This window comes from Lachnospiraceae bacterium oral taxon 500, from assembly GCA_002999035.1.
GTDB lineage: Bacteria > Bacillota > Clostridia > Lachnospirales > Vallitaleaceae > W11650.
On sequence record CP027241.1, the window covers coordinates 2,601,318 to 2,623,885 of the forward strand.

Sequence of the window (22,568 nt, forward strand, 5' to 3'; positions counted from 1 at the left end):
AAATAGGAGATTTTATGAAAATAAAATGGAATGAAAAATATACCACTGTTTCCGTTTATGTCGTAATCGTCTTTGTGATCTGTTACGGCATTTACAAAATTACCGACAACATCTCGGTCAATCAGAAAATTTACACCACTATCGTCAGTGCATTGGTGCCTTTTTTTATTGCCTTTTTGCTTTCCTATTTTCTCTATCCGTTGGTGGATTTAATTGAAAGCAAGTTTATAGGCGGCATACACAGTCAAAAATTGAAACGCTTTATTTCTATTTTTATTTCCTACCTGACCGTGATCGGCTTTTCCATTCTGCTGCTGTCCTTTGTTATTCCCCAAATTTTTCAAAGCATCCGCGATGTCAGCCGGCTGGTTCAGCGCTTTAACAGCTATGTTCCGGAAATAGAAAAAATGCTGCAATCGCAGCACATTCGTATCTTCAATACTTCCTTTTACCTTGACATGACCTTTTTCAACCGTTATTTCAGCAACGCTTTAAATATTAAAGAAGCAATCAATTCCATTTCCGATTTGCTTACCGGCTTAGTTCCCACTTTGATTAATTTTTTATCCCATTTTGCCGCCGGCTTTTTAAATGTGCTTTTGGGAATGATTTTGGCTGTTTATCTTCTGGCCGGCAAAGAAAAACTGGGAGCTGCTTCCAAACGCTTCGTCCGTTCGCTTTTTTCCCAGAAAAATGCTGAAAACCTTTTGGAAATCATGGCCGACAGCCACAGTATTTTCAATGGCTTTATTATCGGCAGCCTGATTGACGCTTTAATTATCGGTATGCTTACCTTTCTGGCCATGCTGATTCTGCGAATTGACTATGCCCTGCTGATCAGTATTATCGTCGGCGTAACCAATATCATTCCTTACTTCGGCCCGATCATCGGCGGTGTCGTCGGTTTTATCCTGCTGATTTTTGTAAGCCCCGTCAAAGCCTTGATTTTTGCCGGTCTGATTTTAATAATTCAGCAGTTTGACGGCAATTTCTTAAAGCCCAAAATTTTCGGCCAATCGGTTGGTTTGGGGCCGATTTCGGTTATTTTTTCCATTTTCTTATTCGGCAAATTATTTGGCTTTGTCGGTATGTTCCTTGGCGTTCCGATTTTTACCATTTTCAAAAATATCATTGATCGTTATTTAAATAAGCAGTACCAGAAAAAATATCCGAACGGCTGCCCGGAAAGCCAAGCCGCTGCACATGAAAATTTGCCCTATGATATCCACAATAAAAAGTAGTCTGACCTACACAGCTTTTCCCTGTCAATAGGCTTCACACTTCTGCCTGGGCAACATCATTTTCCGGCACTGACAATCAGGAGGGCAATACCGATTTCGAGATCGGTTCTGCCTGTTTTATAGTCCCATTCCAGCTGCACCAGTTCCCGGATGAAATGATCCAGTTCCTCCGGCTGAAACAGCTTGGCCTGCGCCGTTAATTTATTTAAGACAAAGGGCGGAACGCCCAGCAGCTTGGTCATTTCTGCCGCCGGTGTGCGTCTGGCCAGCAGCAGCTTGGTTTGGCTGATTTGCCGAATCTGACGGCCAATCATAAATAAAATCCCGGTCACCGATTCCCTGTTTTGCAGCATAACCTGATAATTTTCCAGCGCCGCCTGCCGATCCTTTCGCCCCAACGCGTCCGTCAACTGAAAAATCTTGGATTCCAGCCGCTCCGGTACTAAAGCCGTAACCATTTCATCCGTCACAACTTCCGTAGCCAGCGCCGCCAGCTTCTCGCATTCATTTAATAATCCCGTCAGCTCCATACCGGCTCTTTGCAGCAGAAGCCTTGCCGTACCGGTTTTAATCCGCAGCTGATAGCGATAAAACCATTTACCCAGATACTGAATCAGCTGCTCTTCCGTCAGATAATCCTGCTCCTCCACACAGCCGCCGGTTTGAAACAGCTTAAACAACTTTTTTCGCTTATCAACTGACGTTTCTTTAATGATCAAAACCGTACTCTCCGGCAGTTTTTCTATTTTTTCAGTCAGCAGTTCCAACGCCGCCTTATCCTTATATTCAAAAATACCCGTATTTTTTAAAACCACTACCCGGTACTCAGCCATAAACGGCAGCGTTTCGCATTTATTTACCAATTCAAACACATCCTTGGGCAGACTTTCCAGCACCTCTAAGTTTAAATCCGCCTCTCCCTCGCGCAGATAAGTGTGAATGATTTTTTCCATATTTTTTTCCAGCAAATACTGCTCCGGCCCATACAGCAGAAAAAGCCGTTTTTTATCCGTCAAAGCCTTATCCAACTCTTTACTCATCAATGATCACCTCTCCGTTTCGGGAAAAATGCAGAAAAATTGCGCCATCCCAAGCCGTTACCCGACTTTGTGTCCCCCGTTCCGCCAACTCCTGCATCAACAGCGGTGAGGGATGTCCGTACCTATTATACAGGCCGCAGGAAATGATTGCAAGCTTTGGTTTGGTCATTGCTAAAAACTCCGGACTGCTGGAATATTTGGAACCGTGATGCGCTGTTTTTAAAACGGTAATTTCATTCAGCATTCCTCTTTCCAAAAGAAGCGTTTCCACCTCTCGGCCAATATCGCCGGTAAATAAAGTTTTACTGCCGCAATACTCCATTTCCGCCACCAAGGAAAAGTCATTGCTCGCCCAAATCATTTCTTCCGCCTCCGGGTAAAGAAATTGAAAGCCCAAATCCGCTATCTCAATCCGGTCTCCCGTTTGCCAATATACAACCGGTATCTGATATTTTGCAGCTAATTTCAGCAACTGATAATAACTCTCTCTCACCTTTATCAATTCTTCATTTTCCAAATTGCCCCCATCCAGCTGCCGGTAGCTTTCGGCAATGCCGATGCTGCCGACCGGATAAGCCGCCAGCAAATTTTCCAAACCACCGGCATGATCCTTGTCCAAATGCGACAGCAAAATCATATCAATCCTGTATTTTCCCCGGTACTGCAAATAAGTAACCGTACTTTTATTGGCTGTCAGTCCGGTATCAATCACCAGCGTTTTATTCCGGTACTCTATCACCATTGATTCGGCCTGCCCGACATTAAGCATCCCCAGCTGCGGCTGCCAGGTGTAGGGAATAAAAATAATCACTGCAAACAGCAGTCCCCACAGCAATTTTTTTCGGCGGCTGAGCAAAGCTGCTAAAATAATCGCATAAAATAAGGCTATCTCCCCCGGCCGCATTGCTCGAATGGGAACTTCACTAAACGGAAGCCCGGCTAACAGCGCCGCCGCCCTCATTGCCGCCTGCGCCGCATAATAACCGCTGCCCGCCATAATTTGCGCTGCTGCCGTAGAAAACCAGCTAAACAGCAAAGCCACGCTGCCAATCCCCAGAAAATAAGAAATGGCCGGGATGATCCATAAGTTAGCCAACACCGCCGACAACGAAAAATGATGAAAAAACAAGCTGGAAACCGGCAACAAAGCCACCTGAATAATCACGGTCAAACCAATCATCCGGACATATTTGGGCTTATCGGCCAGCAAAAACGGATGCAGAAACAAAATCGCACCAACACTGATAAAAGACAGCAAAAAACCAATATCATAAATATAAAAAGGATTATAAAGCAGCAGTAAAAGCAAAGTCAATAAATACGCTGTTTTCGGCTCTTTTGCCCGGTTAAAAAAATATGAGCCCTGTAAAATTCCAAACATCAGCACCGCCCGGACGGTCGAAGCCTGACTGCCGGTAAAACCCGTGAAAAAGAGCAGCACCGTCATGATAATGCCAAATTGAACCGCATACGGCAACGGCAATTTTTTTAAGGCCAAATTGAGCAGCAATGCCAATAGCCCAACATGCAGGCCCGATACCGCCAGCACATGACTGATACCGGTTTTCTTGAAGTTTTCCGTTAATTCCTGATCCAGCCCGCTCCGATCACCGGCAAACAGGCTTAAAAACAGCCCCTTTTCTTTTTCCGGCAAATAACAGCTGCTTTGCCGGTCAGCCCATTCCCGAAAGCGCTGTATCAGGTTTGGCCGGAAGACTTTTCTATCCTTGATTTCCGCCTTTTTCAGCTGATAATATATATTTTTTCCCTTAAAATAGCTTTTTTGATCCCATTCGCCCGGATTTTTAGGCGGCGCCAAAGCAGACAGCTTGCCCGCTACCGTAATCTGACTATTTACTTGAACTTTTTCGGAAGAATAAAATTGAAACTTAAGATGGGATGGAAAGAAATCCGCCTGTCCAAAGGCAATTTTCTCTGCTTGAATATAATACTCGTAACCTTTTGCCCGCTCTCTTTGAAAAACGACCCGGCCGCTGATCCGGCAACTTTGCCCTAAATATGCGTCCAGGCTTCGGCTCTGCTGCTCAAAGATATAATACCGGATCCCAAAACCAAGCAGACAAAGCAGCAGCAAAATAATTATTTTTTGCTTTGCGCGAACCCGCTGCCACCAGCCCGATTGCCTATCGTTAGCCGATACTTCCTCGGGCGGCGCTCCCTCCTTTTGAAGCCATGACCGCTCATCCGGCACCGCCTGAGCCGCTGCCCGGCTGCTTGCTCTCGGCCGCATATCATCCATTTTGCTAATCCCCCTTCGTCAACGTCGCCTCTCCCCTTTGGCAAACTACGATTCCCGACTTTCCATATTTGTAAAAGTACCTTCTGACCGGGAGCTTGCAAGTATCTTATTTCTGTTCGCGGCAGCGCAAATAAAAATCCTCTTTCTTACATTCTCAACTTCTTCATGTTCGCCAGAACATTCTTTTTTAGGTAGGTCGCTCGCCCAGCCAGAAACGCGGAGCGTTTCGACTAGGGCAAGATTGCCGCCCGGACAGAAATGCACAGCACTTTGATCAGAGGAAACTTGAGTTACAATGACTCAGTATATACTAAGTTCTTTCGAAACAGCATTTTCAGTACCAGCGTTTCATTATATTTTTCGGGATTTTCGCCATTGATTAAAAATTGAACATACTCCACTTTCTCCAGTGATGCTAAACTGTTGACAATAGAATAAATCAGGAAAAACTTATTCGCTCCCATTTCCGCATAAGCCTTGACAAAATCCTGATCAAAATCCACATAACAAACTCCGCTGCGGATTCGGACATCATTCACCGTGATATTCCCATCCAGAAGACTCTCCAATTCCGGCTCTGCCGGATTTTTCTGCAAAGCGGTAAGCAAAGCCTGACCCCTGCTCTCATAAACCGGCCGGCTGACATTTTGCCTGACAGCCGTCAGCTTACCCCTTTGTTCATCAAAAAAATACAGTGTTTCCGTTTCGGTAATTATCTGCTCCGTACTGTCGGCAAAAGACAAATAAGCGTCCCCGACCTTGCGCTCAAACGCCAAATGTCGGTCAAGCGATGACAAAGGCACCCCTTCTTCATAAAGATAAATCCTATCCAATCCGGAAAATCCGGAAAAGGTATGAACCAGTGCCGCTTCGCATAAGCCCTTCTGCAAATCCGGCATTTTCGCATAGCCCTGCTTAAAATTAATCTCAACTGCCGTTTCGTTTTGCCGCAAAATGCTGTAATACTCAATTTCCGGCGAAAACACAGTCGGCAACCCTCTTTCCGGAAAGCCCGCCAAAAGAAGCCGCATTGCCCTTTCTAAATTTTCCGGTGTCGCCTCATTTGAAATATCTGTCGGCACCGCCCGCCAATTGCCCGCTTCATCCGGCAAAAAAATCAAAATGCCCTTGCCCACCTGACTTTGCTTCAATAAATACCAGACCGCTGCTGCCGTTACAAGCAGTAATAAACCTGTCAATATTTTTCTCTTCATCTTTATATCTGCTTTCTGAAAAAACTTTCTTCCCAATTCCGCTTCCCTCTTGTTAAGAATTTATTTTCTGTATTTTAACGGCAAAGTAATCGTAAACACCGAACCTTGGCCAATCTCGCTGCGGCACTGAATATTGCCCTGATGCAGCAAAACCGCCTGCCTGGCAATCGCAAGCCCCAAACCGGTACCGCCGGTTTCCCTCGACCTGGCCTTATCGACCCGGTAAAAGCGATCAAAAATATGATATATTTCTTCCTCGGTAATCCCTATCCCCGTATCTATAATTTCAACGGTAAAGTTTTTCAAATCGCTGTCTAATTTGGCATGAATCACACCGTTTTCCTGATTGTATTTAATCGCATTTTCCACCAAATTACTGAACGCTAAAGTAATCTGAATCTCATCCAGTTCCGCCTGAATCTCCCGGCTACTTTCAAAAAACATCTGAATTCCCTTTTTATCAGCCAGCGGCTTTAAGCGTTTCATCACCGTTTCCAGCAGTTCATTCACTGAAATTTCCTTAATGTTAAGGGCAGTTGATTGATTGCCCATTTTTGACAGAGTCAGCAAATCATTGATAATCCGGTTTTCCCGCTCCACCTCATTACTGATATCCTGCAAAAACTCCTGATACAGCTCTTCTTCGATATTGCTTTGCCCCAGCAACGAATCGCTCAACACCTTGATCGAACTCAGCGGCGTTTTCAGTTCATGGCTGACATTGGCCACAAACTGCTTATGATTTTCCTCAATATCCTTTAAATTGCGAATCATATGATTCGCCGCGCTAATGATTTCATCAACCTCCTTGGCCCGCTCATCACCCTTGATCTCATCAAAATTACCGTCCTTAATCCGGTTCAGTTGCCTGGTCAGCTCAGTAAACGGCTTAGTAATAAAACCGGACAACCAAAAGCTTGCCATCAAAATCAAAAAAATCACCGAAACAATCACGCCCAAACCGGCATATATCATCATCCGCAGTGTTGCCATCACCTCACGGTTAGAAGCCATCACCACCACTACACCCTGAATCACATCGCTGTCAATACCCTTAGCCGGCAAGACCACCATCCGCACTTCCCTTTGCTTGGCATAGGCATAGGACAGCTTTCCGTTCAAAGCCTGAATCACCTCCGGCACCGCATAAAGCTTTCCCCGATCAATATCCTCAGTATCATAAATCACACTGGCCTGACGGTTCAAAATTAAAACCCGATGACTCACTTCCGCAAAAACCGACAATTTCTCCAGTTCATAATAATAACGGTTAAAAAAGTTCTGCGCCGCCAACTCACCCGCAATCATGTTGGACTCCATCGCCATCTTCCGCTCCAGTTCCCGATTATAATTATTATAAACCAAAAAAGCCATGATAAAAGTAACCGTCAAGATTCCGATCACGCCGATTGATACAAAAGCAATATTCAATTGATTCTGTATACTTCTCTTCTTCATGCTTCTCCCATTACCCAATCCCGTGGTTTTCAAAACAAAATATTCCGCTATCTATTCCTCTTAACACCCACTGAGCGTAGGCTTTAAACAAATCTATATTCGAGTTTTTCCATTCCTCTCATCTCTACGCCATCCCAAAACCATCCCCTACCGCAACATAAACTCATAACATCCCTTTATCAAAGAAACATTTTCCCCTTCTTCTCATTTCTCACCCAGCCGGAGCGCAATATTTTGACACGCTGTTCAACTGTTCGAAATTTGAACAAGTGTCAAAATATTGCGCGACCGGGTTTTAATTCTATTTTAACCTCAACACCGAATTTTTCAAAAGCCTGTTTATGAGATCCGTATAGATAATTTGGTCAACTACTTCCGATACCGTTGTGACTCTTTCCCCGGCATCCTTAGACGACGCTCCGCAATGATATATCCGCTGATTCCCTGTATTCCAGTCGATAATAATATACCTGTCATGAAACTCCCCGCCGGATTTCTGAAACTTAATCTTTCTCTGCGGATACTCCCGGCAAAAATCTTGATATTCAAGCGCATGAAGTCCCTTGCCAATGTTGTCACTGAAAATAATGATTTCTACCGATGATGATATATCCTTTAACAATACCAAGGTCTTAACCCCAATGTAGTTATCGACAATATAAATACTCTTTTGCGCTGTATCATAAATCTCTTTATAAACAAGATTTGCTTCCATCAACTGTCCGTTTAAAAGCAAAAATCCTCTTTTTACCTGCGGATTACTAAAGTCAAGAATCACTTCCGATAAGTCAGACTTTTGAACAACATTCCCTAAAGTGTCAATCACCTCTGCCACCTTATCTTCCACATTCATCAAATCTCGCCTTAAGTCCTGTATTTCAGCAACATTACTTGTTATCTGCATTGACAGCTGCAAAAACTCCCTTTGCCCAATCAAACCTTGATTTTCTACAATGTAGTCTTTCATTTGCTTGAATGTACGAATCAGTGCCTTACTCTGCTTGACTGCAAGTTCACCTTTAAGAACCGTCATCAGCATATAGATCCCGGCTTCAGTGAAAACAAAAGGCATGTATCTTCTACCGCCGGAACCCAGTTCTGATTTTGAGGTCAAATTTTTTGACCTCAAAAATTCCCATTCATCTTTTGTGAGTTGGAACCTGAAATCGTCGTCAAATTTCTCAATATTATTCTTAACTTGCTGATTAAAAACCTTCGTTTCATATCCATAAATCTCTGCAAGCTCAAAGTCCAGCATGACCTTCTGTCCCCTGACTACATAAATCTTTTTCGCAAGAAATTCTTGATTTACAAGCATTACCTCATCTTTTTTATCAATTTCGTCTGCCAAACCCTTCACCCCCAACTCCTCTCATCTCTACGCCACCCCAAAACCATCCCCCGCCGCAACATAAATTCATAACATCCCTTTATCAGAGGAGCTTTTCCCCATCTTCTCTTTTTTCCCCAGCCGGAGTGCAATATTTTGACACGCAATTCAACTGTCCGAAATTTGAACAAGTGTCAAACTATTTCGCGACCGGGTTTAAAGCAGCGAAAAGTAATACCCTATCCCCCACTTCGTCATAATATACTCCGGCTCTCCCGGCGTCCGCTCAATCTTCTCTCGCAAACGGCGAATATGAACATCCACCGTCCGCACATCGCCCGGATAATCATAGCCCCAAACAATACTCAACAAATTCTCACGACTGTAAACCTTATTCGGATTCCGCATCAGATGCTCCAGCAAGTCAAACTCCTTAACCGTTAAAACAATCTCCCGCCCGTCCATAAAAACCTGCCGACTCTCCGGCCGCAAGGACAAAAGACCAGCCGCAAGCGTCATATCCTCCTGCTCCCGCCGCTGTGCCGCCGCTGCTTCGTTCCGGCGCAAAATCGCCTTCATTCGCGCCTTCACCTCCAAAATATTAAAAGGCTTGGTAATATAATCATCCGCACCATACTCCAAACCCAAAATCTTATCCATATCATCGCCCTTGGCGGTCAACATCATTACCGGCGTCATGCTCCTCTCCCTAATCTGACGCAGCACCTCCATACCATCCTTGCCCGGCAGCATCACATCCAAAATAATCAAATCATAACCATTTTTTCCCGCCTGCTCCAAAGCCATTTCGCCATCAAAAGCCGTATCCACCAAGTAGCCGTCCTGCTCCAGGCTAAACTTCAAACCCTTGACAATCAGCTTCTCATCATCCACCACTAAAATCCTTTTCGCCACGGCCGCTCCCTCCTCTCGCTAATCCGACACCACAATCTGATCCTTAATCTTCTGAAAAGCCTTACTCTTAATCCCCTTAATCCGCATAATATCCTCAATCCTGCGAAAAGCTCCCCGCTCCTGCCGATCTCTTATAATCAACTCCGCCTTCTTCTCCCCAATCCCCTTTAATGTCATCAATTCCGCCTTACCGGCCGTATTGATATTAACCTTTTTTCCCTCGCCATTATCCTCTATCCCTGTTTCCTTTGCCGCATCCTTCCCCCATGGCTCAGTCACTAAATCCTTTTCACTGCAAGCCGTGGCGTCCCGATTCTCCGGCTGCCCGCTGCCCGGCCGAACATCCTGCTTCTGATCACCCTCGTTTCCTGGCTTCACGCCTTGAGAATTAAGCTGATTCGGCTGAGAATCCATATTCTCCTGTTGGCCCAGTTCTTTAGAAGCTACTCCGTTCTCCGCCTCCTCTTGGCTCTGAGACACACTCTTAATCACAATCTGATTAGAACGCAGCATAGTAAAATAAACAATCCCACCCGCCACAATCAAAAAAGACAGCAAAAAATACTTATAAATCCGATTCCTCATAAGCCACCTCCGACTCCCTCAGTATATCCCTTTTTCTGAAAAAAGTCGTCCGCAATTTGTGGAATCCGATTAAAATTTGATGAGAAACGTAAATAAATTTTGAACAAGTATCAAGATATCATACACACAAATTCTAAACCTTTACCTAAGCCAGAGCGTGTTCTTTCTGCACGCAGCTCAACTGTCCGAAGCGTCCGCAGGACGCAAGTTTTGAACAAGTGCTGAAAGAACACGCGACTAGCACTCAACTTCCCCATAATCGAAGTGCTGTGCACTTCTGCCTGACGGGTTGTCTGTCTAAAAAAGACCGTTCTATTTTTGCAAAACATGGGAAAGTTGAGTTGTAAACCCAACTATATCATCCTCTTCGCCAGCCCGGCCAGCCGCCCGCCAAAAGGCATCTCCTGCAATTCTTCTACCGAAACCACCCGTAAGCGAATAATCAAAACAAAATAAGCCGCCATCGCCACCAAAATTGCCAGCAAAGTTGCCGCCGCATTACCTAAAGCCCCATTCGGCAGAAAAATGTCAGCAATCAAATAAGTCAAAAACGTCAAGCCGCCCATCAAAATGGAAGCCGCCGCCGGCCGGCCAAAAAGCCCGGCATAATTAAGCTGCATCTTTGACCGGCGCACAACCGCCGATAAATTAAAATACGCTGATGCCGCCGAAAACACAATATTGGCATAAGCCGCTCCATACAAGTTCAAATTAAAAGCATAAAACACCAAAAAATTAAACGCCACCTTAATCGCTATCGCCTTTAAAGCCGAGCGGACAGGAATCCCCACATGCCCCATGCCCTGCAGCAAGCCAACCGACAAAGTAGACACACTGAAAAATAGAACCGTCACCGCGCCAATCCTTAAAATATCCGTCGTCACCTGCGCAAACTCATCCATCTTAAACAAAAGCTTTAAAATCGGCCCTGCCAGCACAAAAATCCCAACACTGGCCGGCATGGCAATCAGGACCGAACTCTTCAGTGCCGTACTAACCCGCTCCAGCATAGCCTGACGGTCAGCCAGCGCCGCCGCCGCCGAAATGCTCGGAATACTCGCCGCTGCCAAAGCCGAAGCAATTGCAATCGGCATGGTAATAATCAAAGTATATTTCCCGCTTAAAATCCCATTTAAAACCGCAATCTCGGTATGCGAATAATTATGAAAAAATAAAGCCCGGGAAAACATCATATCGTCAATAATAGTTGAAATATTAAAAGTCGCCGTCCCGATTACAATCGGAATACTGGTCATTAAAATCGTCCGCCAAAGCCCCGGCAGTTGACCCAGTGTCAACGAATTTTGAGCCGTTACCGCCTTCGGCATCCGTCCACGGTAAAGCCCGTACAAAAACAGTAAAAAGAAAAGCCCCATCAAAGCGCCGATTCCGGTTCCGATCGTACCGCCGGCAGCGGCCAGTTCCGCTCCCCCTTTTTTTATCAGCCACAACGGCAGCAAAATACTGAAAGTCGCGTTAAAAATCTGCTCAATAACCTGACTGACCGCCGTCGGCACCATGGTATTCATTCCCTGAAAATATCCCCGGAACGAGGACATCACCGCAAAAATCAAAAGCGACGGCGCCAAACACTTAATCGCCGTCTCCGCACCCGGAACATGAATAAAGTTGGCATACGGAGCGGCAATATAAAATAAAGCAGCAGAAAAAAAGGCACTGATTAAGATATTCAGCCAAATGGAAGCCTTGAAAATCAAATGTGCTTCTTTTCTCTGCCGTAACGCCAGCTTGCCGGAAACAATCCGGGAAATTGCCGTCGGCATGCCATAACTGGAAACGATCAATAAATAAGTATAAATATTAAAGGCATTGTTATAATAGCCGTTCCCCTCATTTCCCAAAATATTAGTCATCGGAATCCGGTAAAGTACCCCGATGATTCGTACCAAAAGAGAGGCAGCCGCCAAAACAGCACCTTGTTTGGCAATATGTATCGCTTTTTTGTCCATGATGTCCTCTTAAATGCTGTAATTACTTTCTCAGCTTCTCATGCTCCTCAAGCCGTCCGCGCTGCTTTACCGACAGCCCGGACGACAAATCCTTCAATCAAACCGCCTGTCTTTTTTGCTATTCTTCGCTCATCTCTACCAGATCAAGCCGTCCGGACGGATAAACAGCAATCCAAGTTTTACCCGGATTAAGCAAAATCTCCTGGCCCTTTTCATCATAATAATGCGTCGTTTTAACATGCGATTCTTTTTTCCAGGTAATCGGTACCATCTTGCCGCGGGTAAAGAAATAACCCTTGCCCTCGCCAAGCAGCTTCATATCGACCCGGCCGGCATCGTCGCCCTTGATGTTCCAAACATCAACAATCTGCAGAATAATATTAGTAAAACGCAATTGATTGCCGGTTTCCACATCAATATGCGGTTTGCCGAACTGAAAACGCAGATACTCTTTTTTCTCCTCATCATAGGTAAAATAAGGTGTGTCAATATAGGAAAACGGCAGCTTTAAGGTATGAATCGTCTTACCCGCCGGCAGCAGAATTTCTTCATCCTGAGAAAAATGCAGCTTCGTTCCGGTTTCCGGATTCGGTTCCTTCCGGTAATTTTGCTTTTCCCAGCCGATCATTACCCGGTCGTAGCTGGTATAAGTACTATGCGGTCGTTTCCGGTTAGGATCCAAATAAAAGGCAATATTGCTTAAATAACTGATGGAGTTGATATCCGAAATTTTAAGTTCCTTAATCGCCACCTCTCCCTGTGGTGACTGACCGGCATGCAGATAAATTGCGTCATGATCAAGTGCAAAATCCAGAAAATAATGACGGCAACTCCGCACCGGCCCGATTTTTTCATTATCAAATTCATGAAAAAGCGCAAATAAACGGGTAATTCCGCCCTCAGCCAAGGTTTCGTAAATCACCTCCGCCGACTCAATCCCCGACTGCGGCAGGGCATGCTCAATATTGCTGATCATAATCCCCACCGACCGGCGGTTCCTCAGGTCTTCCTGCATCGTCAGTCCGGATAAAGGACTTTTCGGCTTCCGCTTCTCCTCTTCCGCCAGCCGCTTTTTCTCCTCCTCCTCTTTTCTTTTTTCTTCGGCTATTCTGGCTTCCTCGGCCTGTCTTTGCTTTTCCTGCTCTTCCCTTTCCTGCTTCAGCTTTTCCTCGGCCGCCGCCTGCTTCTCCTCAAAGGTCGGCTCCTTTTTGCCGCAACTGGCTGCTGCTGCCGCCAGTATAATGCATAAACATGCCAACAGAATCCTTTGATATTTCATTTTCTCCCCCTTTGGTTTAACGGTTAATATTCATTTCCTTCAGCATTTCTTCCTGGCGGCCAAACATCTCCGCCTCTTCCTCCGCCGTCATATGATCATAGCCGACCAAATGCAGGAGGCTATGCACAATTAAAAACGCAACCTCCCTCTCTAAACTATGCCCATATTCCGCCGCCTGCTCCTCGGCTTTCGCAAAACATAAAATAATATCACCCAAAAAGATATTCCCGGTTTCCGGATTTAAGGCACTGACATCGGCCTGAGAAAAGGCCGCTTCCTCCATTGGGCTTTCAAAGAAAAGCATAGGAAAAGACAACACATCCGTTACACTGTCAATCTCTCTTTGCTCGGCATTCAACTCCCGGATTTCCTCCGGCGTGACAATATTGAGGCAGATATCAACCGCCGCCGGCAAGGCCAGCAAAGCAACTGCCCGTTCCGCTGTCCGGGCAGCAAACTCCGCCATTTCCCTATTCATTAATTCATTCATGTCATAAAATTCAATCATTTATATTCTCCCATAACTGATTCGCTCATGATAAAGCCCCCGGTAAACCGCCACAAAAGAAGCCTTCGTCCGGTCAAACTCTTTAAAAGACAAGCCCGATTCAATCAGTTGATTTTCCATCACTAACTGCGCCGTCACCTGATCAATTATCTGCTCAATCCGCTCCAGATTCCGCTCTGCTTCCGGCAAACTCTTAATCGTTGCCTCTGCGACATCAGCCATCATCACAATCGCCGCTTCCTTGCTTTGCGGCTTCGGCCCCGGATAGCGGTAAGCTTCAAGCGGAACTTCCGCTCCTCCGCTTTGACTTAACGCCTTTTGATAAAAATAAATTACCAACCGGTCACCATGATGCTCCCGAATAAAGGCTGTAACCGCTTTCGGCAAGCGAATCTTTTTAGCCATCCGCAGCCCTTCCTCAACATGACCGATAATGATGGCGGCGCTTTCCTGCGGCGGCAGAAAATCATGCGGATTTTCACCGGCCTGATTTTCAATAAAATAATTCGGATTTTTTAATTTGCCGATATCATGATACATCGCGCCGGTTCTGACCAGCAACGCATCAAGCTTTAAGTCAATTGCCGCCTTTTCCGCTAAATTAGCCACCATTAAACTGTGATGATATGTTCCCGGCGCTTCCCGCAACAATTGCTGCAGCACCTCATTATTGGTATTGGCCAATTCCATCAGTTTATTGGGCGTAACTACGTCAAAAGCCGATTCCCACAAAGGAAGGCTTCCCATTAAGAAAATCACCGAAACCAAGCTGTTAATCATGCCGTAAACTAAGTTCAGCCACACAAACCCCTGGATGTTACCGGTTCTGGCCAAATGTCCGAACAGCACCAGCAGCCCAAACGCCGCCATACTGGCCAGTGCGATATAAATAACATTTTTCCGCTGCCGAATATAGGGTAAAAGCTGATGACTCAACAGAATCATGCTTAAAAAAATCAAAATATCCACCCAATCCAGTTCTCCGGTCGCCGCCACCAGCAGCACCGCCCCAAAACCATACATCAGCGCAATATCCTGAGCAAACACCGTCGCCGTCAGCATAATAACCAACAAAAGCGGCATCAGATAAGGCAAAGGCCCGACCAGATACATTGACGGCACAATGCCGACCAGCAAAAAGCAAGCTAAGAGAATTACGTTTTTCAGCTCCGTAATTTTATCCCGTTGAAAAAAGTAAAAATAGCTGGTCAAAAGCCCGGACAGCAGCAACAAAAAAACCAGTTTAAAGCCGACAATCACAAAGTTCTGAGAGTTCTGCAAAATCGTAAAAGCGCCGTTCAGGGAAATGATCAAAAAAGTCAGCGCCATTACTAATGTGTGAACAAATTCTTTATTTTTGGCTTTATCCGGCTGTTTCACAAAAGCAGCCGCCCTTTCTTCCTCCGGTAGTTCCTCCGTTTCTGCCGCTTCTGCTGCTTCCGCCGTTTCCTCTATTTCTGTCATTTCCGCTGTCTGCGGTACGGGCGGCATGATGTCCGCCGCGGTTTCCGGCTGCTCCGGCCGAATGATATTTTCATCCTGCTTTTTATCCATGTTTTCTCCTTTCTCGGTTTATCTCCATTCCTGTCTTTCGTCTGCTCTGCCACTCGTCCCGCCTGCCGCCAATTTTAAGCACTCTGCTGTACCAACTTAAAGCGACTCCATCCGGAAAGAGGGCGTTTCACTGCTCAAAAGCCGCACTATCAGGTTTATCCGGTTTCAATCACTCTGCCGCTTACTGTCTCCCTCATTGATGCATACGGCGGCCGGCCGATTTATATCTGTCCGGTTTACTATGATTTTTTTTGTTTTCTTCTTTTTCATAGGCATTGATAATCTTCTGCACCAGCGGATGGCGGACAACGTCTTTGGACGTCAGCCGGCAAATTCCAACCTCATCAATATTTTTTAAAATTTTCATGGCCGATTCCAGTCCCGATTCCTTATCAAAGGGCAAATCCTTCTGCGTGATGTCACCGGTGATAATCGCCTTGGAGCCGAAGCCAATTCGGGTTAAAAACATCTTCATCTGCGCCGGCGTTGTATTTTGCGCTTCATCCAGCACAATATAGGCATTGTCCAGTGTTCTGCCCCGCATATAAGCCAGCGGCGCTACTTCAATCAAGCCCTTTTCCATATTTTTCAAAAAACTCTCCGCCCCCATAATCTCATACAGAGCGTCATATAGCGGCCTTAAATAAGGGTCTACCTTCGATTGCAGGTCGCCCGGCAAAAACCCCAGCTTCTCGCCCGCTTCAATCGCCGGCCGGGTCAAAATAATCCGGCTGACCTCATTATTTTTAAAAGCCGTAATCGCCTTAGCCATAGCAATATAAGTTTTACCCGTACCGGCCGGCCCCACGCCGAACACAATCATATATTTATTCAGCATATCCAGATATTGCTTTTGACCAAAGGTTTTGGGTCGGATATATTTGCCTCTGGTAGTAACGCAAATAAAATCGTCATACAAAGAAGAAACGCTCTCACCGGTTGATTCCTTGGCCATGGTAATCGCATAGTCCACATTCTGCTCCTCCAGCGCCTTTTGCTTTTTGGTCAAATCCAGCAGCTGGTCAATCACATTCCCTGCCATCTTAACGTTTTTTTCATCGCCCATGATTTTAACCTGCCCATCCCGATTAGTGATAAATACATCCAGATTCTTTTCAATTTTCTTTATATTATTATCATACTCTCCGAATAAAATCGGCAGCATATCGGATTCCGCTACAATTTTTTCTTCCGCCATTCCACTCCTCCGTTCCTTATCTTCCGGTTTCTCTGGTTTGATAGCTCAAGTTTTCCCTGTCAAAAGCTTCTTTTTTCTGCCCGGTGAAAAAATGCCGGCTTTTCCGTAAATGCCAGGCATCAAAGCACTGCGTGTTTTTGTACCGGTCAGCCGTATCAGCTCTTGGGGTTTAAAAGTTCAATATCCATACTGCCGGAACGAAATCCAGCCACATCTAAGGTTAAATAAACAAAGCCCAACTCCGCTGCTTTGGCTAGGGCTTCCTCCCGTCTGGCCAAAAAGCAGGCAAACTCCTCCGGCAGCAACTCCACCCGCAAAATCGGCTGATGAAAGCGAACCCGTATCTGACTAAGACCAAAGCCGCGCAAAAATTCCTCTAACTCCGCCAAGCGACCAATCACCGCCTCATCCAAAAAATCTCCATAGGGAAACCGGGTTGCATAGCAAGATCCCGACGGCTTATCCGCCAAAAACAGCCCTAATTCTTTGGCATAGGCCCTGATCTCGGCTTTGGTCAGACCACACTCAGCCAGGGGGCTTTTTACCCCCAGCTCCTCCAAAGCCTTCTTGCCCGGGCGGTAAACCTTCAAATCATCGGCATTGGTGCCGTCAATGATATGCCCGTAGTTTTCGGCTTGAGCCAGCTCCAAAACCCGCTGAAACAAGTTCTTTTTGCACAAATAGCAGCGATCCTGCGGATTATGCCGAATGGAATCCGGAATTTGCACTCCGGGCCGAACCAAACGATGCCTCAGCTGATACATGGCGCAAAGCCTGCCGGCGGTTTCCGTTTCTTCGGCCGGATATAAAACCGTCTGAAAAGTGACTGCTAAAAATCGCTCCCTGTCCCCTTCCGGCAGCCCGCCGACGCAGGCCAGCAGCAAAGCGCTGTCTACGCCGCCGGATAAGGCCAAAATCAAGCCTTCTTTTAAATACGCCGCTAAAACGGCTGTTAATTTTTCTTTCTTAGCTGCAATATCCTTCAATTTCTACTCCTGCTCATTCAAGTTCGTTTGGCTTTCCTTCTGCCGGCGGATAGATTCAAACACCGAAAAAGAAATCTCGTTTAAAACCTCCTGTAAGGTCTTGTTTTGCTTTAAAGCAATCCGCTTAATATCCTCATACTCATAGGAAATTTTTTGCGTATTTTGCCACTGGGCAATCTTAACCTGATACGTCTCCCCGCCTAAGCTGCTTTCCAGATTTTGCCGCTCCATTTCCCGGCGCGGGCAAAGCATATGGCGAAAGCCCAAGGTCGAAGTATGCTTAAAAATCAATTCGCTGAAGTAATCCAAATCCGCCGGATTCAGTAAAATCGTAACCGCGGTGGCCGGGCGATTTTTTTTCATAAAAATCGGCTGATAATAAATATCCTTTGCCCCTTCGGCTAACATCAGCTCCATAAAAAAGCCCAATTCTTCTCCGGTCATATCATCCACCTGAAACCGAAGTTCCAGCACCTCCGATTCCAGTCCGGCCGCCGCGCCTGCTTTTTCCAGCAGGGAAGTTCTGACTACATTGGGAATGACCTGATCTCTCTTGCCGGCGCCATAACCGGTGGCCGTCAGCAGCCCCTCCGGCATCGGGCCATATTCGCTGACCAGCGCCGCCAAAATTGCTGCTCCGGTCGGCGTCAGCAGTTCCCCCTTAATTTCCGTCTGATAATAGGGAATACCTGCTTCTTTTAATATTTCCAAAGTTGCCGGTGCCGGCAGTGGCATCAGGCCATGCGCACAGCGCACAAAGCCCGTTCCTACCGCTACCCGGCTGGCAGCTGCCTTTTCAATTCCCAGACAATCCACACAAATTGCTGCCCCGACAATATCGACAATGGAATCAATCGCTCCCACCTCATGAAAATGAACTTCATTTAAGGGCTTGCCATGAACCCTGCTTTCTGCTCTGGCCACAAAACCAAAAACTTTTTTAGCCAGCTCCTGTACCCGCAGTGACAAATCACTTTTTTCAATAATCTGGTGAATATCCGCTAAGTTTCGGTGGATATGGGTATGTTCATGAGTATGGCTGCCCTCTTCATGATGATGGTCGTGGTCATGATGGTGATCATGGTCATGGTAGTGGTCATGATCATGATAATGGTCATGGTCGTGATGGTGATCATGGTCATGATGATACTCATGCTCATGATGGTGGTCATGACTTTCCTTTTTTAAAATAACATCCACATAGGTGGCAGCAATCCCGTTTTTATCCATGGTCGATACTTCCAGTGCAAATTCATCATCCAAACGAAGCTTACTCAGTTCCCGCTTCAAATAATCAAGCTCTACGCCCAGTTCCAACATAGCCGCCAAAAACATATTGCCGCTCATACCGGAAAAACATTCCAAATATAAAGTTTTCATCCTTTTCTCCTCTTAAAATAAATCTTCTGACAAGTTCATCCGGTTGATCATGGCCGCCAAATAGCCTGCCCCGAATCCGTTATCAATGTTGACCACACTGACACCGCTGGCGCAGGAATTAAGCATGGACAGCAGCGCTGATACTCCGCCGAAATTGGCGCCGTACCCGACACTGGTCGGCACGGCAATCACCGGTTTATCGGTCAGCCCACCGATTACACTGGCTAAAGCTCCTTCCATCCCGGCTACGGCAATGATTACATTGGCCTTTCGAATTTGTTCCAATTTGTCCAACAGCCGGTGCAGCCCAGCCACACCGACATCATAAATCCGGTCGACCGGATTGCCGTACAGCTCACAGGTCAGTGCCGCTTCTTCCGCCACTTTAATATCTGCCGTTCCGCCGGTACAGACCGCAACCGTCCCGGCCCGCATTTTTACTTCCCGGCGCTTAATAATACACAGCCGCGGAATCGGATAATAAACCGCATCCGCCGCCACTGTCTGAATAACCGCCGCTGCTTCCGGTGAAACTCTGGTCGCCAGAATAATACCGGCATCATGCTCCAGCATTGACTGAACAATGCCCCTGACATGCTCCAGCGCTTTGCCCTCACAGTAGATCACTTCCGGATAACCATTGCGCATCTGCCGGTGATAATCAATTTTAGCATATCCTAATTCTGCATAGGATAAATCTTTCAAAATCTTGGCGCCGGCTTCAACCGAAACCGAGCCTTCCTTTATTTTTCCCAATAAGTTTACAATTTCTTTTTCCTGCACAAATATTCTCCTTTGCCAGTTGCTTTTCCCTGACGAAACTCCACATGCTTCTGCGAATCGCCAAGTAAAAACTATTCTTTGAATAAGGGAAAGTCAAAAAAACCATATAACAACATTTTAAAACCAGGCAGACTTACCGCATATTCCGGAATCAAATGGATGTTATATGGTTTTTGATTACAAAAATAATTCCGTGGAAAGATATCTTTCACCGGTATCACAAATCACCGTCAAAATGTTTTGACCGGCAAATTCCGCTTTTCTGGCTATCTGCATAGCGGCAAACACATTGGCCGCCGAAGACACCCCGGCCAGAATTCCTTCCTTTTCCGCCAATTCCTTCGCTGTCTGTTTGGCATCTTCATAACGGACTTGAATAATCTCGTCATAAACCTTGACATTAAGCGTTTTCGGGATAAATCCCGCACCAATCCCCTGAATTTTGTGTGCTCCGGCAACTCCGCCCGACAGCACCGGTGAATCAATCGGCTCAACTGCCGCAACCCACAGCCCGGGAATTTCCTGCTTCAGAATCTCACCCACGCCGGTCAGCGTTCCGCCGGTTCCTACTCCTGCCGCAAAAGCAGCTAAGTTCTTATCCGTATCGGCTAAAATCTCCTTGGCCGTCGTCTGCCGGTGCGCTTCCGGATTGGCCGGATTTTCAAACTGGCTCGGCATAAAACTGTTCGGAATCTGCAAAAGAAGCTCCGCCGCCTTGGCCAGCGAGCCTTTCATGCCTTGCCCGGCCGGCGTTAAAACTACCTTTGCGCCGTAAGCCGCCAGCAAGTTGCGGCGTTCTATTGACATCGACTCGGGCATCGTTAAAATCACCGAATATCCCTTAACCGCACCGATCCACGCCAGACCAATGCCGGTATTGCCGCTGGTCGCTTCAATCAAAGTGCCGCCCGGCTTAAGCCGCCCTTCGCGTTCAGCCGTTTCAATCATATTTAAAGCAATCCGATCTTTGACCGATCCGCCCGGATTCGCTGATTCCAACTTTACTAAAATTTCGGCCGCCAGTCCGTGACCGGCTGCTAATCGTTTTAAAGAAATAATCGGCGTCCGGCCGACCAAATCAGTTAACCGCTCAAAGATTTTCATGCTGTCTCCTTTGTTTTATAATGATCAACCGAGCACGTTTACCGTTCCTTTTCAGCAGCCGGTTTTTCCGATTTAACCGCCTGCCGGTCTGTTTTCAAATCATTGATTTCGCTGACAAAACCGGAAATATCTTTAAACTCCCGATAAATCGAGGCAAACCGGACATATGCCACTTCGTCCAAATCCCTAAGCTTATCCATCACCAAACCGCCAATCAATGCCGAAGAAACTTCTTTGGCCAACTCGCTGTATAAAGTATTCTCAATACTATCCACCAAAGCGTCAATCTGATCGCGGGAAACCGCCCGCTTATGGCAGGCACGCATTACACCGGACAATACTTTCTCCCGGGAATACGGCTCTCTGGTACTGTCTTTTTTGACCACACTCAAAGGGCTGCGCTCAATGATTTCAAACGTAGTAAACCGTTTGCCGCAAGCCTCGCACTGACGCCGGCGCCGAATCGAACTTTGATCCTCTGTTTTTCGGGAATCAATTACCTTGGTATCGGGAAAGGAACAAACCGGACATTTCATAGCCTATCCCTTCTTTCTTTTTTGTAAAAAGAATGGAATTTCAATTTCCGGCTCCTGAGCAGCCAACTCACGCTCCTTTGCCGCCCCTTCCTTTTCTGATTTTTCCGCTTTTTCCGCTTCTGCCGTCTCCTGCTGCGAAGCTGCTTCTTCAGAACGTTCCTGCTTGGTCAGGTTAATCTGGAAGTCATTTGCTTCCGGCTGACCGTTAAAACCGGTGGCAATCACCATCACGATCATTTCATCGCCCAAACTGTCATTTTCCACCTGTCCAAAAATAATATTGGCATTCTGACCGGTTGCTTTCCGGATATACTCCAAGCTTTCCTTGACATCAACCATCGACACTTCTTCCGAAGCAATCACATTGACCAGCATTTGAGTCGCACCGGCAATGGATGTTTCCAATAATGGACTGTTAATCGCCATCTTGGCAGCTTCTTCCGCTCTCTTTTCACCGCTGGCCCGGCCGACACCGATATGCGCCACGCCCTGCCCTTTCATAATCCGGGCAGCATCATTATAATCCAGATTGATGACGCCTTCTTCATAAATAATTTGAGAAATGCCCTCAACCGCCTGCTGCAGTACTTCATTCGCTTTGGCATAAGCTACCTTGGTCGAGGCTTTCTTATCGATAATCGAAAAAATCTTTTCATTGGGAATCACCAGCAGCGTATCCACATACTGCTTTAACGCAGCAATCCCCTTCTCCGCATATTCCATCCGCTGCGGACCTTCAAACTCAAACGGTTTGGTAACAATACCGATGGTTAAAATGCCTAATTCCTTGGCTAACGCCGCAATCAGCGGTGCCGCTCCCGTTCCGGTGCCGCCGCCCATACCGGCCGTAATAAAAAGCATATCATACTCTTTAATTGCTGCCAAAAGCTCTTCCTTGCTTTCCTCGGCCGCCTGCAATCCGATTTCCGGCCTTGCTCCAGCACCCAGACCCTTGGTCAGCTTTTCTCCGATTTGAATCTTATTGCTTGATTTTGATGAGGTTAATTGCTGAGCGTCGGTATTGACTACGGCGTATTCCACCCCTTTGATGTGCTGATCAATCATCCGATTAACCGCATTGTTGCCGCCGCCGCCGACTCCTATTACCAGCATTTTCGCCAAATTTCCTTCATTGTTTATCGTAATCAAAGTAGCCCTCCTAAGTTCTCTGAATTCAGTCTTATTCCTATTATAATACATTTTACCATTTTCGCAAGTCTTTTTTCC

Annotated in this window: 19 protein-coding genes; 1 reads left to right on the plus strand and 18 read right to left on the minus strand. The window is 46.3% G+C overall.

Annotation, left to right across the window (positions count from 1 at the left end; all coding sequences use genetic code 11):
• The first annotated feature begins 14 nt into the window (after positions 1-14).
• Positions 15-1,241, plus strand: coding sequence for a hypothetical protein (locus C3V36_11910; protein ID AVM69884.1), 1,227 nt, complete (start codon positions 15-17; stop codon positions 1,239-1,241).
• A gap of 56 nt (positions 1,242-1,297) precedes the next feature.
• Here C3V36_11910 and holA read toward each other — a convergent pair whose 3' ends face one another.
• From holA to C3V36_12000, 18 genes are all read right to left on the minus strand, one after another.
• Positions 1,298-2,281, minus strand: coding sequence for a DNA polymerase III subunit delta (gene holA, locus C3V36_11915; protein ID AVM69885.1), 984 nt, complete (start codon positions 2,279-2,281; stop codon positions 1,298-1,300).
• Positions 2,274-4,541 carry a DNA internalization-related competence protein ComEC/Rec2 gene (locus C3V36_11920; protein ID AVM69886.1) on the minus strand — a complete coding sequence of 756 codons (2,268 nt, stop codon included), beginning with the start codon at positions 4,539-4,541 and terminating at the stop codon, positions 2,274-2,276. Before C3V36_11920 ends, holA begins: the two co-directional genes overlap by 8 nt.
• Positions 4,542-4,831: 290 nt before the next feature.
• The gene (locus C3V36_11925; GenBank protein ID AVM69887.1) at positions 4,832-5,791 is read right to left on the minus strand and encodes a hypothetical protein; all 960 of its coding nucleotides are present in this window, start codon (positions 5,789-5,791) and stop codon (positions 4,832-4,834) included.
• Between the two features lie 24 nt (positions 5,792-5,815).
• A complete protein-coding gene (locus C3V36_11930) occupies positions 5,816-7,213 on the minus strand; it encodes a two-component sensor histidine kinase (GenBank protein AVM69888.1) in 1,398 nt (465 codons plus the stop codon).
• A 301-nt stretch (positions 7,214-7,514) separates the two neighbouring features.
• Positions 7,515-8,552 (minus strand): DNA-binding protein, encoded by a 1,038-nt coding sequence (locus tag C3V36_11935; protein AVM70542.1) that lies wholly within the window; start codon positions 8,550-8,552, stop codon positions 7,515-7,517.
• A 207-nt stretch (positions 8,553-8,759) separates the two neighbouring features.
• Positions 8,760-9,458, minus strand: a complete 699-nt coding sequence (locus C3V36_11940) for a DNA-binding response regulator (GenBank protein AVM69889.1) — start codon at positions 9,456-9,458, stop codon at positions 8,760-8,762.
• Positions 9,459-9,476: 18 nt separating this feature from the next.
• On the minus strand, positions 9,477-10,043 hold the full coding sequence (locus tag C3V36_11945; protein ID AVM69890.1) for a hypothetical protein: 567 nt from the start codon (positions 10,041-10,043) through the stop codon (positions 9,477-9,479).
• Positions 10,044-10,396: 353 nt separating this feature from the next.
• The gene (locus C3V36_11950) at positions 10,397-12,013 is read right to left on the minus strand and encodes a hypothetical protein (protein ID AVM69891.1); all 1,617 of its coding nucleotides are present in this window, start codon (positions 12,011-12,013) and stop codon (positions 10,397-10,399) included.
• 118 nt (positions 12,014-12,131) lie between these two features.
• Positions 12,132-13,292 carry a DUF3048 domain-containing protein gene (locus C3V36_11955; GenBank protein ID AVM69892.1) on the minus strand — a complete coding sequence of 387 codons (1,161 nt, stop codon included), beginning with the start codon at positions 13,290-13,292 and terminating at the stop codon, positions 12,132-12,134.
• A 16-nt stretch (positions 13,293-13,308) separates the two neighbouring features.
• Positions 13,309-13,800 (minus strand): rRNA maturation RNase YbeY, encoded by a 492-nt coding sequence (locus C3V36_11960; GenBank protein AVM69893.1) that lies wholly within the window; start codon positions 13,798-13,800, stop codon positions 13,309-13,311.
• On the minus strand, positions 13,801-15,354 hold the full coding sequence (locus C3V36_11965) for a hypothetical protein (protein AVM69894.1): 1,554 nt from the start codon (positions 15,352-15,354) through the stop codon (positions 13,801-13,803).
• A gap of 193 nt (positions 15,355-15,547) precedes the next feature.
• Positions 15,548-16,552, minus strand: coding sequence for a phosphate starvation-inducible protein PhoH (locus C3V36_11970; GenBank protein ID AVM69895.1), 1,005 nt, complete (start codon positions 16,550-16,552; stop codon positions 15,548-15,550).
• A gap of 155 nt (positions 16,553-16,707) precedes the next feature.
• Positions 16,708-17,538, minus strand: coding sequence for an ATP-dependent sacrificial sulfur transferase LarE (gene larE / locus C3V36_11975; protein ID AVM69896.1), 831 nt, complete (start codon positions 17,536-17,538; stop codon positions 16,708-16,710).
• 3 nt (positions 17,539-17,541) lie between these two features.
• A complete protein-coding gene (larC, locus tag C3V36_11980) occupies positions 17,542-18,918 on the minus strand; it encodes a nickel pincer cofactor biosynthesis protein LarC (GenBank protein AVM69897.1) in 1,377 nt (458 codons plus the stop codon).
• 12 nt (positions 18,919-18,930) lie between these two features.
• Positions 18,931-19,701 (minus strand): 1-(5-phosphoribosyl)-5-amino-4-imidazole-carboxylate carboxylase, encoded by a 771-nt coding sequence (locus tag C3V36_11985; GenBank protein AVM69898.1) that lies wholly within the window; start codon positions 19,699-19,701, stop codon positions 18,931-18,933.
• Positions 19,702-19,878: 177 nt separating this feature from the next.
• Complete coding sequence (gene cysK, locus C3V36_11990) at positions 19,879-20,805, minus strand: cysteine synthase A (GenBank protein ID AVM69899.1); 927 nt, start codon at positions 20,803-20,805, stop codon at positions 19,879-19,881.
• 38 nt (positions 20,806-20,843) lie between these two features.
• Complete coding sequence (locus C3V36_11995; GenBank protein AVM69900.1) at positions 20,844-21,341, minus strand: transcriptional regulator NrdR; 498 nt, start codon at positions 21,339-21,341, stop codon at positions 20,844-20,846.
• Positions 21,342-21,344: 3 nt separating this feature from the next.
• Positions 21,345-22,541 carry a cell division protein FtsZ gene (locus C3V36_12000; GenBank protein ID AVM70543.1) on the minus strand — a complete coding sequence of 399 codons (1,197 nt, stop codon included), beginning with the start codon at positions 22,539-22,541 and terminating at the stop codon, positions 21,345-21,347.
• Between the last annotated feature and the right edge of the window lie 27 nt (positions 22,542-22,568).

Excerpts from the sequence above, each read along its gene's own strand:
- C3V36_11910 (AVM69884.1), top strand. The coding sequence starts at position 15 with ATGAAAATAAAATGGAATGAAAAATATACCACTGTTTCCGTTTATGTC.
- holA (AVM69885.1), bottom strand. The coding sequence starts at position 2,281 with ATGAGTAAAGAGTTGGATAAGGCTTTGACGGATAAAAAACGGCTTTTT.
- C3V36_11920 (AVM69886.1), bottom strand. The coding sequence starts at position 4,541 with ATGGATGATATGCGGCCGAGAGCAAGCAGCCGGGCAGCGGCTCAGGCG.
- C3V36_11930 (AVM69888.1), bottom strand. The coding sequence starts at position 7,213 with ATGAAGAAGAGAAGTATACAGAATCAATTGAATATTGCTTTTGTATCA.
- C3V36_11945 (AVM69890.1), bottom strand. The coding sequence starts at position 10,043 with ATGAGGAATCGGATTTATAAGTATTTTTTGCTGTCTTTTTTGATTGTG.
- C3V36_11950 (AVM69891.1), bottom strand. The coding sequence starts at position 12,013 with ATGGACAAAAAAGCGATACATATTGCCAAACAAGGTGCTGTTTTGGCG.
- C3V36_11955 (AVM69892.1), bottom strand. The coding sequence starts at position 13,292 with ATGAAATATCAAAGGATTCTGTTGGCATGTTTATGCATTATACTGGCG.
- C3V36_11960 (AVM69893.1), bottom strand. The coding sequence starts at position 13,800 with ATGATTGAATTTTATGACATGAATGAATTAATGAATAGGGAAATGGCG.
- C3V36_11965 (AVM69894.1), bottom strand. The coding sequence starts at position 15,354 with ATGGATAAAAAGCAGGATGAAAATATCATTCGGCCGGAGCAGCCGGAA.
- C3V36_11970 (AVM69895.1), bottom strand. The coding sequence starts at position 16,552 with ATGGCGGAAGAAAAAATTGTAGCGGAATCCGATATGCTGCCGATTTTA.
- larC (AVM69897.1), bottom strand. The coding sequence starts at position 18,918 with ATGAAAACTTTATATTTGGAATGTTTTTCCGGTATGAGCGGCAATATG.
- cysK (AVM69899.1), bottom strand. The coding sequence starts at position 20,805 with ATGAAAATCTTTGAGCGGTTAACTGATTTGGTCGGCCGGACGCCGATT.
- C3V36_11995 (AVM69900.1), bottom strand. The coding sequence starts at position 21,341 with ATGAAATGTCCGGTTTGTTCCTTTCCCGATACCAAGGTAATTGATTCC.
- C3V36_12000 (AVM70543.1), bottom strand. The coding sequence starts at position 22,541 with ATGTATTATAATAGGAATAAGACTGAATTCAGAGAACTTAGGAGGGCT.